The 12,424-nt window shown below is 43.7% G+C and carries 13 protein-coding genes; 2 read left to right on the forward strand and 11 right to left on the reverse strand.

The genetic code is table 11. From position 1 onward, the window contains the following. Window positions 1-83 precede the first annotated feature (83 nt). From R7P72_RS10135 to R7P72_RS10155, 5 genes are all read right to left on the reverse strand, one after another. Window positions 84-695, reverse strand: coding sequence for a CDP-alcohol phosphatidyltransferase family protein (locus tag R7P72_RS10135; RefSeq protein ID WP_005378090.1), 612 nt, complete (start codon window positions 693-695; stop codon window positions 84-86). After that, complete coding sequence (locus R7P72_RS10140) at window positions 688-1,335, reverse strand: ATP-binding cassette domain-containing protein (protein WP_005378088.1); 648 nt, start codon at window positions 1,333-1,335, stop codon at window positions 688-690. Before R7P72_RS10140 ends, R7P72_RS10135 begins: the two co-directional genes overlap by 8 nt. Then, window positions 1,301-3,010: an ABC transporter permease gene (locus tag R7P72_RS10145; RefSeq protein ID WP_005378086.1), complete on the reverse strand. Its 1,710-nt coding sequence runs from the start codon at window positions 3,008-3,010 to the stop codon at window positions 1,301-1,303. The genes R7P72_RS10140 and R7P72_RS10145 overlap by 35 nt, the downstream gene beginning before the upstream one ends. A 9-nt stretch (window positions 3,011-3,019) precedes the next feature. After that, window positions 3,020-4,180 carry an ABC transporter substrate-binding protein gene (locus R7P72_RS10150; protein ID WP_005378079.1) on the reverse strand — a complete coding sequence of 387 codons (1,161 nt, stop codon included), beginning with the start codon at window positions 4,178-4,180 and terminating at the stop codon, window positions 3,020-3,022. 435 nt (window positions 4,181-4,615) lie between these two features. Beyond that, a complete protein-coding gene (locus R7P72_RS10155; protein WP_005378077.1) occupies window positions 4,616-5,062 on the reverse strand; it encodes an META domain-containing protein in 447 nt (148 codons plus the stop codon). Window positions 5,063-5,246: 184 nt separating this feature from the next. Between R7P72_RS10155 and R7P72_RS10160 the strand changes: the two genes are divergently transcribed. Beyond that, window positions 5,247-5,495, forward strand: a complete 249-nt coding sequence (locus tag R7P72_RS10160; RefSeq protein ID WP_005378062.1) for a DUF1289 domain-containing protein — start codon at window positions 5,247-5,249, stop codon at window positions 5,493-5,495. A gap of 135 nt (window positions 5,496-5,630) precedes the next feature. Here the strand turns inward: R7P72_RS10160 and R7P72_RS10165 are convergent, their stop codons facing one another. Both R7P72_RS10165 and ushA read right to left on the reverse strand, forming a co-directional pair. Continuing rightward, window positions 5,631-5,852 carry a hypothetical protein gene (locus R7P72_RS10165; RefSeq protein WP_005386686.1) on the reverse strand — a complete coding sequence of 74 codons (222 nt, stop codon included), beginning with the start codon at window positions 5,850-5,852 and terminating at the stop codon, window positions 5,631-5,633. Window positions 5,853-6,267: 415 nt separating this feature from the next. Further along, window positions 6,268-7,956 carry a bifunctional UDP-sugar hydrolase/5'-nucleotidase UshA gene (gene ushA / locus R7P72_RS10170; RefSeq protein ID WP_005378064.1) on the reverse strand — a complete coding sequence of 563 codons (1,689 nt, stop codon included), beginning with the start codon at window positions 7,954-7,956 and terminating at the stop codon, window positions 6,268-6,270. Between the two features lie 751 nt (window positions 7,957-8,707). Here ushA and R7P72_RS10175 point away from each other — a divergent pair. Next, window positions 8,708-9,223, forward strand: a complete 516-nt coding sequence (locus tag R7P72_RS10175) for a GNAT family N-acetyltransferase (protein ID WP_005378065.1) — start codon at window positions 8,708-8,710, stop codon at window positions 9,221-9,223. Window positions 9,224-9,370: 147 nt separating this feature from the next. On the opposite strand, the gene rplY is transcribed toward R7P72_RS10175, so the two are convergent. The 4 genes from rplY to R7P72_RS10195 all read right to left on the reverse strand — a co-directional run bounded on the left by rplY (window position 9,371) and on the right by R7P72_RS10195 (window position 12,374). Then, complete coding sequence (gene rplY / locus R7P72_RS10180) at window positions 9,371-9,649, reverse strand: 50S ribosomal protein L25 (protein ID WP_005378066.1); 279 nt, start codon at window positions 9,647-9,649, stop codon at window positions 9,371-9,373. 284 nt (window positions 9,650-9,933) lie between these two features. Beyond that, entirely contained in the window at window positions 9,934-11,283 is a 1,350-nt protein-coding gene (locus R7P72_RS10185) for an ATP-binding protein (RefSeq protein ID WP_005378071.1), read from the reverse strand. Beyond that, complete coding sequence (locus R7P72_RS10190) at window positions 11,273-11,932, reverse strand: response regulator transcription factor (protein ID WP_005378073.1); 660 nt, start codon at window positions 11,930-11,932, stop codon at window positions 11,273-11,275. Before R7P72_RS10190 ends, R7P72_RS10185 begins: the two co-directional genes overlap by 11 nt. 76 nt (window positions 11,933-12,008) lie before the next feature. Then, window positions 12,009-12,374, reverse strand: a complete 366-nt coding sequence (locus R7P72_RS10195; RefSeq protein ID WP_372008595.1) for a PepSY domain-containing protein — start codon at window positions 12,372-12,374, stop codon at window positions 12,009-12,011. Window positions 12,375-12,424 lie beyond the last annotated feature (50 nt).

Consider the following 12,424-nt stretch of genomic DNA (forward strand, 5'->3'; position numbering starts at 1 on the left):
CCAATTTAACCTGCGTTTTGGTGCTTTATAAAACAGTGGCTTAGCGGCCTGTCCCTTAAGGAAACGCGATTTTCTAAGCAGTATTAATGATCGTTAAGCGTATGAAACCCTGAATAAATACGTGTAAAAGTAGTAAACCAGCATGCCGCGCCAAAGATATACGCGATGACGGCAAAGTGTTGCGGTAGCAAACAAAATAAAACCAAGCAGCCAATGGTTTCTGTACCTTCGGTTAAGCCGCTCATGTAGTAAAGCGATTTGTTTTTATATACCGGATTATCGATGCCTTGTTTTCCTGCCATGATGGCAAAAGCCAAAAAGCTACTACCAGTGCCGATGAAGGAAAAAATCAAAAATGCGCCTGCAACGGCATTGTGTTCTGGGTTGGCAAGCACAAAGCCAAAAGGAATCAACGAATAGAACAAAAAATCTAAGCTGATATCAAGAAAGCCACCCGCATCGGTAATGCCTTGAATCCTTGCCAGTGCACCGTCTAACCCATCACAGATTCTGTTCAGCAAAATAAACAGCAACGCCAACAAGTACTGTTCGGCGATCAAAGCAGGCAGGGCAAAACAGCCAAGCACAAAACCAAATATTGTCGTCTGATTTGCGGTGATGCCACATTTATCGATATATGTCGCACTGAGTGCCAGCGGTTTGCGGATGAGCTTTATACTCAGGCTATCAAGCATGATTTGTCTCCCACGGCCAGTTTAGGCAGCGGCTGCCATCAGGAATATCATCTTCATCGTGCGTTACCATCAAAGTAGGAATGTTCGCTTGCTGCAATTGTTCGACCACCCAATTGCGAAATTGCACGCGCAGGTCTTTATCCAGCTTGCTATAGGGCTCATCAAGTAGCGCAACTTTCGGCTTTGCTAGCAGCATACGAGTCAATGAGATACGGGCACGTTGCCCTCCCGAAATTTGGTCAGGAAAGGACTCTGCTAGTTTGGTCAATGAAATGTTCTTCAGTGCTTGCATAGCGTGAGCTTTACGCTCTTCACCTTTGATTGAGTTTGGTAGCGCGAAGGCAAGGTTCTCCCACACCGTTAAATGAGGGAAGAGCAAATCGTCTTGGAATAGAATACCGACCTGACGCTTATGGGCAGGGAGGGCATCCAACTTTTCGTTATCAAGCGTAATGGATCCAGAGTAGTTGAACTCGGCGGATAGGTGCCCGGCAATGGCATCCAACAAAGTGGATTTACCACAACCGCTAGGCCCCATCAGGGTAACGATTTCACCTTTTTCTACGGTCATATTGAACGCCGAGAAAAGCGCGTCGCCATTGGTTTTACGGATGGCGAGGTTTTCGAGACAAAGACTCATTCAGTAGTAAACCTTTTATAGACAAGCGGCGATACTTTCTGTGCAAGTGGCTAAGCAGTATCGCAAAAGAGAAGAACAAGAATGGCAGCAGAGCTTGCCAAATGGCGTAAATAGCGGTGACACGTCGGTCAAAACCACTGGATAGTGCAACGGCTTCGGTTGTGATGGTGCTAATGCGCCCAGCCCCTAGCACCAATGTCGGTAGGTATTGCGCCAGACTTACGCTAATACCGATAGCCCATGCGAATGCAATCGCAGGCAGGAGGATTGGTAGTTTCACTTTTAACCAAGCTTGCATCGGCGATTTACCCAAGCTGAGTGCGACACGAGTTAACCCATTGTCGAAGCTGCGCCACGGACCGTCTAGCGAGAGGTAAATAAATGGGAACGCAAAGAATACATGCGCCCAGCATACCCAAAAGAAATACGCGTTACTGTTTAAGTACAGTGTTACCACTTGCATACCGAATAGCACCGATAATTGAGGAATCAGCATCGGGATGGCGATGATGTAACCGGGCACCTGCCAGCGATAACGGAGACGATACTCATGTGCTATTAAAGCAAGAACTAGCGCGACAGTCGCGCTGATTAGGGCGATTGACATACTTTGTTCTAGAGTCCCTAGAATACTGTGCCATTCGTATTCCCAAAAACGCAGGCTGTAACGGCTTGGGAGCAAATCTGGAAAGCGCCAACGTTGGGCAAAGCTCCACAGCACCATGAGTGGAATCATTAGAAGTGCAAGTAGAGCAATCAGTGAAAATAGGGTTTTACCGGGTAAACGAAACCCGTTTCGACCAGAGTACTGCCAGCGTTTGAAGCCTTTGGTAATACACCATTCCATTAAGCGTGCAAATCCAATCAAAAGGCTTGCGATCGCAAACAGTATTACTGCGCCAGCGGCCGCTCTTGGTAGGAGCGATAAATCTGGATCGTTAAACCATTGCCATACCAAAACCGCAAACGTCGGCGGGTTGGTGGGGCCAATAATCAGGGCGACATCGACAACGGACAAACTGTAAGCCAATACCGCCAGCATTGGAAAGCGCAGTTTTGCTATCCACTGTGGGAACACGCATTTCCACCACGCTTGCGCCGAACTGTAGCCCATCGAATGACTGACTTTTTCAACCTTATCGACTTTCAATTGCTGAAGAATTGGAATACTCATCAACAATAAAAACGGCACTTCTTTAATCGCAAGCATGATGATCAAACCGAGTGCGTGCGGATCTTTAATCAGCAATGCTAAGTCATTCACCGTTTGTGCATTCGGGTCGTAACCAAACAGTTGGTTGAGAACCCTAACGCCCATACCAGTTGGGGCAAACAAGAACGCAAAGCCAATCGCAAACGCGACGTGCGGCATCGCGAGAAGTGGGGAAAGGCTAACTTCAATTTTTCGCCAAAACTTACTGCCCCAAGAGGCTTGTAGAATTGCAAATGCGATGAAGCAAGCCAAGTAGCTACTGAAAATGGCGGAGTAGAAAGTAAGCCCGATGGATGTCCAAACACCTTCCCAATCAAAGACGGCATTGAAGCCATCAAAAGAAAAGTGGTGTAGACCGATAGGAGGTACATAACCGAGCGCAGAGACCACCACTCCAAGTAGTCCCGGAATGGTAGGCAAAATACAAACTGCGATAATGACTAAATACAGCGCTCTTAACATGGATTCTTACTAATTCCCGTAGCGTTTCAACCATTCTTTTTCTAACGCCGCTTGCCAACTTGGATGTGGCTCAGCGATAGATTTGAATTGTTGAGTGTTTTTGGCCGAACCAGTTAGGTATTGGTTGCTTAGTACCGAAGGGTCGCCCCAGATGTTTAGGTTACCTTTGCGAGACTGTGCTTCAGGGCTCAATAAAAAGTTTATCGCAACTTGTGCACCAGCACTGGCATTTGCGTTCCAAGGAATCGCTAAAAAGTGGATATTTGAGAGTGCTCCTGCGTCCATTGCGTACGCTTTGGTGCTCTCTGCAAGATTACCGCTCGACTGCGCAGAGAAAACCGCGTTCGGGTTAAAGGTAATCGCCAGGTCAGTCTGACCATCATCTAGTAGCTGAAGGGTTTCTGCTGTACCGCCTGGAAACTGCTTACCACCGCGCCAAGCGACTTTATGGAACTCATCTAGATAAGACCACAGCGGTTGAGTGACTTGTTCAAACGTGTCATCGGTAACTGGTTGTTGCAGCTCAGGGGCGTTGTTAGACAGTTCAATGAGTAATGCTTTGATAAAGCTTGTGCCATGAAACTCTGGTGGTCGAGGGTAAGTCAGGCGATTCGGGAACGCTTTTGCATAGCTCAGCATTTCTGAGAATGATTTTGGAGGGTTATGGAGGGTTTGCTCGTCATGGATAAACACTAATTGTCCTACTCCCCAAGGCGCTTCTAGACCTTCTGTTGGCTCGGAGAAGTCCACATCAATTGGTAGAGATTTATCCACATATTGCCAGCTTGGCAAACCTTCGACAAAAGGACCAAATAGCAATTGGTTATCCTTCATTGATTTGAAGTTTTCGCCATTGATCCAAACCATATCAACACTGCCACCGCTGTTTTTGCCTGCCGCTTTTTCTGCGATAAGTCGAGTAGTGGTCTCAGAAATATCAGTTACTTTAACGTGGTTTAGCGTCACGTTATAACGTGATTTTAGCTCTCTACTCGCCCACTGTATGTAGCGATTAATTTCTTGGCTTCCGCCCCAAGCATGAAAGTAGACGGATTGCCCGTCGGCTTGCTGTTCGATTTTTTGCCATTCGCTATTCACTGATGAATCGGCAAAAGAAGGTGTCGCAAAAGTCGTGGCTAAAATGCCAATGCTGCTGAGTAGCTTTTTCATATCTATTCCGTGTTATGTCTTTTGGTGCTTGCTTTCGTTTCTATTGACGTTTTCGCAAGTCGTTCCGCTCTGTTACAAGGATAGTAATTCATCTCTCTCTATTATCAATGCCAATCCCAAACGGAATCACTCATTGATTCAAAGAATTACTCTCAATGTGAAGCAAAACGAAGAAAGGACAAATTTGGTGTCATTTTAGGAGCGGACCGTTTGTTTGAGGATATTCTTTCAAGTAATTGAAAATTATTGTCCCCAGAGATATGAATAGGTTGTTTTACAGAGCAAAATTGATGTTTAAAGCATGGAATTGAGGGCGAAAAGAGAAAGAAAGTTGGCCATTTAAATGACTTTAGCATGCATGACTAACGATTCATCGATATAAAAAAAGCAGCCGTTTGGCTGCTTTAAGATACTATCTGGTTTACTTAGTTGGGATTAGTTTACCCAGTCACGTAGTGTAAACGTCAATTCGTGATCGGCACTTTTCAGAACAAGACCATCTTTAGTTAGCGTGATATCGCTCCAGTTAGATAGTGTTTGTGTCATTGCGTTTTCGATCTTCATTTGATCTTCCATACACATCTTCATGGTCATGCCCATTTTTTCGATGCGTAGTTGGTTGTTTTTCAGCTCGGCTTGACCGAAGAAGTTGTTACAACCTGCGTTGCCGTTTGCGGTTAGATTTTCACCAATTTCTAGGCGAGCCGCTTTTTGGTGTTCGTCTAGAACGATATTTTTGCCATCAACTTGAACAAGTTCCCAGTTGTGGTGCTGCAAATCTTGAGCCGTTATTTCTTTCACATCATCACCGTTGCTAGCACAAGCAGTCATAAGAACAGGGAGAGAGATTGCTGTAACTAACGTTTTTAGGCTAAGCTTCATTTTATAGACTCCGTTTTTATAAACGCGGTAAGTATAAGTAATAAAACACTGTTTTTGTCAGCATAAGGTTATGGTTTCGTATGTTTTTGACATAACGAAGTATATAGCAAGTTTTGTTGCTGACTAATCTTCTCATTATTTAAACTAGGCCAATACGCCCTAATATGGAAAGAGCGGTTTTAGTATGGAGCAACTGGAGTTTTTTACTGTCCCAAGCCCTTGTGTTGGAGTATGTACTTCCGATGAAAAAGGGTATTGCAAGGGGTGTATGAGAAAGAGAGAGGAAAGGTTTAATTGGCTTAACTTAACCCCCGCTCAGCAGTTGCACGTTATTAAGTTGTGTCGTCAAAGGTACAGAAGAAAGATGTTGGCAGGGAAGACGAAGCCAGAACAGCTTCAAGATGAGTCATCGCCTCAACAAGACTTATTCTAGAACTCTTGTTCAGTCTGTGGTGTTACGCCTTCGCTTTCGGTTCTGATTAGGCTTTTACATATTCCCGGTCCGGCAAGGTGTCCTTTAAGAACCGGGAACCTCCTATCCATTTTCCCTATAAAGCGGTAATTGGCGTTATTTCATCGACCAACGGTCGCTAACCCAGCCTCCCGCTTGTTCGTCGAAGTGATTTCCTGAAAATCGATGATTGAATTCAACATCTAATTTACTTGTTGGGCGTTCATCCATCAGTTGATGAATATATCTCGCCATAGGATCCGTACAAGCTTCACGCTCTCTACGGGTAACTACTTCTTTGATCATTTGGAGTCTGTAGCTATTGCTGGCTCGTTTCATTTTTGACCTCCAGAACTCGATGGCAGCAGTTTGAACACATTGACGTCCAGATCGCTGCTCATTAGTGTGCGCGTGGAGGCACATCACCATCGTTTGAAGTCCAAAGACAAATTGTTTGAGAGCAGTGTTTGTAACGCCATTCACATCTTTCTCAGAATCATTGACTGTGCGATTGAAAATGTTTCGCGAAATTTAGCCGATGAACCTGCATATTTAAAAGACCTTATCAAACATAGAAGCCCAACACAGGGGCGTCAATAACACAAATGAACAATTTTTGAACATATTGTGAAGGTGGAGAGTTTTCAGTAATTTATCGAAAATAAAAAACCGAAGCACAAAGCTTCGGTTTTAAGGAAAGCCCTGACGAAATTGCTTGTAAAAGCTCTTAGCGCCAGGGGTAAGGTGTTGAGTATTAGCTACCAGTTGCAGGACAACCTTTTACTGGTTGGCCATTACTGAAGTACTTGATGTTCTCTAAGTTCTTGTTGTAGTTATCCGCAGAGATTTGTGGGTTGTTTACGAAGAACTCGCGCAAAACGTATGCATCGGTTAGCTGTGTAGATTGAACATCGATGATTGGATAGTTATCGCCACCAGCAGCACTGAAGCTGATTACAGAGAATGTGTACGTTGCGTCTAGATCGAAGCCTTTATTGTTAATATCGGTAATGGTTACTGAGCCAGCATCACAATTTACATCTAAAGTGATGTTATCTAGTTGAGCGTAAGCACCAGACCCTGCAGATTTCGTCGCAACCACGTCTAGGTATTCTTTAACTTCTTTACCTGTCATAGTTGCTTTAGTCACGAAGTTACCGAATGGCTGAACCGTTAGTACGTCACGGTAAGTGATATCACCATCTTGGATTGAATCACGCACGCCGCCAGAGTTCATCACACCAAAGTCAGCATTTACCGTTTTGTAAGTACGGTATGCCTCGCCGAGTAGGTGACCTAGGTTAGTTTGTTGAGAGCGAACTACGTTACGATCACCTTCTAACTTACCCGTCGTATTAGAAATCTTCTCATCTAATAACTCTTGACCTTGTTGTTGGTATGGCAGTAGTAACGCTTTTACTGTTGCATCTTGTTGAATTCGTTCACCGATAACTTCATCGTTTTCGTCTAGAAGGTTTACAGGAATCAGTGCGTAGTTCGCTAAGTGAAGCTTGCCGTCGTAGTATTCGAAGTCTGCACGACCCACATATTTACCCCACTCATGCGCTTGCATAATCCAAGTGCCTTTTTGTTGGTCTGGGGCACAATCATCCCCAGGTTTGAAATCAGCATACTCATTGGTACCTGGTTCCATACATACAGGGTTTTGCGAGTGACCACCGATGATAGCGTTTAGCTGTCCTTCTTCAAGAGAGCGAGCGAGTTTAACGTCACCTGGTGCTTCACTACCGTTTTTGCCATCTTCGTAGTGACCCATGTGCGTCGTTGCAAATACTAGGTCTACCTTTTCGTTCTCTTCGATTTCCTTCAGTACCTTTTTGATTTCTACTTGAGGGTCTTCGAAGTGGATGTTTGATACGTTGTCTGGATTGACTAGCTTCGCAGTGTCTTGCGTTGTTAGACCAATAACAGCGATCTTAAGGCCGTTGATAGTAAATACTTTGTAAGGGTCGAAGTAACGCTCGTTTGTATCTTTTTTATAGATATTCGCAGCCAGCATAGGGAAGTCAGCTAGCTCGGCTTGCATATCGAGAATATCTAGTGAGTTATCAAATTCGTGGTTACCGACAGCCATTGCATCGTAACCAAGTAGGTTCATCCCTACGAAGTCTGGAACCGCATCTTGCATGTCTGATTCTGGTACACCGGTATTAATATCACCGCCAGATAGCAGAATGGTTTCACCGCCTTTTGCTTCGACTTCTGCGCGGATAGATTCGATTAAAGTGTGACGCGCAGCCATGCCGTATTCGCCGTCGCTGTTATGCCAAAAGCGACCATGGTTATCGTTAGTGTGGAGAACGGTGAACTTAGTACAAGAATCTGCAGTCTCGCAGGTTACTGGAGAATTGTCGCTGTCTGAGCCGCATCCTGCTAGCGCAGCGCCCACTGCCACTACCAAAAGAGATTTGGAAAACTTCATAAGGGATCCTTTCTTTGTGATTTTGTTATTGTTACGGCGTGAAATATACGGAATTAATGTGAAACTTTAGTGATCTATCTCTTATTTATACTTCTATCGGAGAAATGAATTAATAAGCCTGCAAACTACGTCTATAAATAAACAGAATTGGTATTTAGTATTTATTTTGTATCGCTAGCTCTATTTTTTGTGAGGTAGTTAATTGAATGTGTGTTGTTTGTGTGAATCAATGCGCATTTTTGCGAAGTATTACGCTGATTTTGGTGATTATTTTGCCAAGTTTATGTTTTTCCTAATAGGTATGACACAAATCGTTATAAATTTTCGCTCTAATGATGAGGGGCTCGGTTTGTATGCATAATGAACAGCACAGAGCTTAAACTCATTTGATCATGGCTTTATTCTGCCAAACTCTATCAAAAATTGTATTTATCTCTTTACTATAATTGCGATCGTTTAGAAACCTTATGCTTTAGGCATCGTTTATTTATCCTCATCCGATACCTTATCGTGCTTATTCCGCATTTGACACTCGAGTGTTTAAACAAATAGATTCAACCTAATGAGTCAAAATGAAAAGTAAATAATGGATCGTTCTTCTTCGAATATTATGATGTGAACTATCATTTAATTAATGAAAATGAAATAGATTAATGTAAAGCGTTGCGACTGTAGCCGTTATCTTTGAGCTTTGGTTTAAAGGGTAGGGTTAAAAGAATTTGTAAGTGGTGAACGCTAATAAAGGATGCTTATGAGATACACAGTAAGGGACGCACTCAAAAAGGAAGCAGCCCAAATCGCCAAGATACACGTTGATTCTTGGCTGGTGGCGTATAAAGGATTAATGCCAAAGAGCTACATAGAGCAGTTTACGATTGAGCGTCGAGAAAGGATGTGGGCACGAGTGATGACGGAGCAACTGGCCCAATTGATCGTAGTTGAGAGGCAAGGAGAAATTGTTGGCTTTTTAAGTTACGAGTTACCTAACCACACCAGCGAAGATAAAACGGCATTAGTGACATGTTGCTACGTTACGCCGCTACATTATGGGCAAGGAGCAGGAAGTGCACTGTTAGATGAGTTAGAGACACGTTTGCTCTCTACGTCAGTTATGCAGATCAGTTTGAAAGCACTGGATACTAATCAACAGGGGCTTAACTTTTACAAGAAGTGTGGTTTTGTGCGTACTGGAGAGGAAGAGTCGGAAGTGATTGAGAGTATGACGCTGACCGATCTCACTTTAGTGAAGTATATTGCCCGCTCATAAATCAAATGCTATATGCTAAATATAGTAAAACCCCGGAGGTGGTAAGACTCCGGGGTTTTGAAATTTTTTAGATGTCTCGGTTGGTAAGTCCGATTATCTTTTATGCAAAAGGTTTGGATTTAATCCGATTAATTCCTTGGTAGGGAATTAGATGCGGATGAAGTCCATGTGTTCAACTTTTGGCTTGAACGCGTGACGTTGAACGTCTTGTGGCTTAACTTTAACTTCTTTGCCATCGATAACTAGAACGATGCCTTCGTAGAATTCAGGCTTGTCCATTTGGTTTACGATGTCGTCGTGGTTAAGAACGATAGCTACTGCTGCTTCTTCACCGCCGTATACAACTGCAGGGAATTTGCCAGCGTGACGTAGGCGGCGGCTCGCACCTTTACCTAGTTCAGTACGTACTACTGCTTCGAATTTCATAGTATTTACTCTCAAATTAGTAAAAATCAAATGTTCACAATCAACAATGCGACCTTGTTGTTCGTGGTAAAGCTTGAAACAGGAACTGTTCAAGCGAGCGCGGATACTATCATTCCAATTATAAATGGGCAACCCAAATCGTATCCAAATCAACAAAAAGGTATGATTTAGCGGGGTGGAAGGCTATCCCTTTTAACGCTTTGCTTGGATTTTGTTCACATCGACTTCATTTTCATCGGTTTACTGATCATGGTCCGAAAAACAAAGTTTATGTGTTATATGCTTTATGTTCGGCTGAGATGTAAGACTAAAGATGCTTTTAATCCACCTAAAGCGCTTGTATCCAATGTTAATTGACCTCGGTAACTGTGTGCCATTTCACTGACTATGTTTAGACCAAGACCTGAGCCAGGGGTTGTTTCATCCAATCTAACTCCTCTCTTGATTACTTGACTCAGTTTCTCTTTAGGGATGCCTGGCCCATCATCTTCAATAATGATGTGTATATTTTCCTTATCCTGAGAGGAGTGCACACGAATCATGCTGTTGGCCCACTTATAGCCATTTTCTAGCAAGTTACCTAGCATTTCATCGAGATCGGTCTGCTCTACTGCTACATTCAGCTCTGAATCAAGTTCATTAATTAAGGTAATGCTTCGGCTCGCATACACTTTATCAAACGCCATTGAGATAGCATCCACACGATCTGCTGGGTTCGACTTCACTGATAATATGTTCATCGATCCGGCCATACGGGCACGACCCAAATGGTAATCGATATGGTCTTGTATTTGATTGATTGGAGCTCTGAGACGGGATTGTGCCTCAGGTTCTAACGTCTGAACTTCATTTTTTAGAACAGAAAGTGGCGTTTTAAGTGCATGAGATAGGTTACCTGCATGATTGCGAGCTCTCTCTAGTAATTCTTGGTAATGGAACAGCAGAGCGTTGAGGTCGAAGATTAGAGGAGAAATCTCTTTTGGGTAGGTTTCTTCTAGACTCTTTTTATTACCAGACTTCAGCTCGGCTAATTCTTTTTGTAGCTTTGTAAGCGGACTCAATGACCAAGCAATTTGCAGTAAAATGACGGTAAGTACGCCCGCGAATAATAAACCCAAAATAAGCCAAAGTTGGCCGATTAACGTTTGAAGGGTATTTTTAATGGGCTCTTCGTCAATACCAATAATAATGTGAATAGGACCATCGTAATCAGGAAGGTACAGTGCTTTTTCTAGCGTAATTAGTTTTTCGCCTCTTGCTCCATACGCATCTTTATCCAAACCTTTGTATTCGATTTTTTTGTCCCACAACGAACGAGAACGTTCGAGGCTTGCCTCTGTAGAGGCACTCCAATACAAACCACTGTAAGGTCGGTTAAATCGAGGGTCTGATAGCTGAGCTGCGAGTGAAAGATGCCCGGTGTTATCGACTTCTAACTGTGCTGCGACTTCATCCATAAAAATGCTGAGCTGTGAGCGAGTGTCATCAACCATATAGTTGTAGACCTGCGTCGGTATCGTCACACCAGCGGCGAGGATCATTGCCGTTAACCAAACGATCGCCGCTAAAACGAGGCGACTTTTGATACTCAGTCGTTTTATTGCGTTCAACGGTAGCCTGTTTCTATTCGGCATTTAATTGGTATCCCAACCCTCGGACAGTTTTGATGATCTTTGGTGCGATTTTTTTGCGAATTCGGCCGATAAAAACTTCGATTGTGTTGGAGTCACGATCAAAGTCTTGTTTGTAAATGTGCTCGACGAGTTCGGTTCGAGAAATCACTTTTTCCGGGTTATGCATAAAGTAAGCGACCACTTTATACTCTAGCGCCGTCAAGCTTACCGCTTGACCTTGCCACATGACTTTAGAAGTGCGTGTATCCAAGCTCAAGTCGCCAATTTGCATCACAGGAGAGGCATTACCAGAGGCTCTTCGAAGCTGTGCACGAATACGAGCGATAAGCTCAACCATTTCAAATGGTTTAGTTAGGTAATCGTCTGCACCTGCGTTTAAGCCTTCAACTCGCTGCGTTAGGGTGTCGCGAGCGCTTAGAATCACGACAGGAGTATTAATGTTTTCATCTCTGATGCCTTTTAGGACGGTAAGACCATCCAGTTTTGGCAAGCCGAGGTCAAGAACAATGGCGTCCCATTCTTCCGAAGTCGCGCGATACAGAGCGTCTATGCCATCTTGGGACAATTCTGGTACCCAGCCGGTACTTTCTAATGTTTCGATGATTTGCTCGCCTAAACGAGGATCATCTTCAACAACAAGTATTTTCATATTGATGATTCTTATTATGTTTGGATTTTTATCGAAGTAAGCTACGCATCGTGTCTGGATGACGCATTAGACAAGTTTAGTTGTTTTGCGGCTTTAACGCTTTGTTAAAGCTGCGACCTTTGATCTCAAGCATTTCTAGCGTGGCGGCGTCGTACTCAACTTTCAGGACGCTGTTGTTGTACAGAATTTTCAATTCATACACCCAAGCATCATCATCTTCTTCAAGCTCGACCTTGATGATGCGGCCGTATAGGTCGTTTTCTACTGCGGCGTAAAGTTCCGAAAATGGTCGTATATATCCTTGTTGAACCGCGCGATAGACCTCATCTTGATCTTCATCGAATTCGATACGTGTTCCTGGCTTTTCGACATCTTGCACGATGGCGTGGCCATTTTGTGATGTGTACTCGTTGCCATGCTTGGCAAAACTTGGTGCACACATGAATGTCGTGATAAGGCCGAAAAGTAACGCAGAATGTAGAGAAGTCGTTG

The organism is Vibrio sp. Vb0888 (assembly GCF_033338835.1).
GTDB lineage: Bacteria > Pseudomonadota > Gammaproteobacteria > Enterobacterales > Vibrionaceae > Vibrio > Vibrio alginolyticus.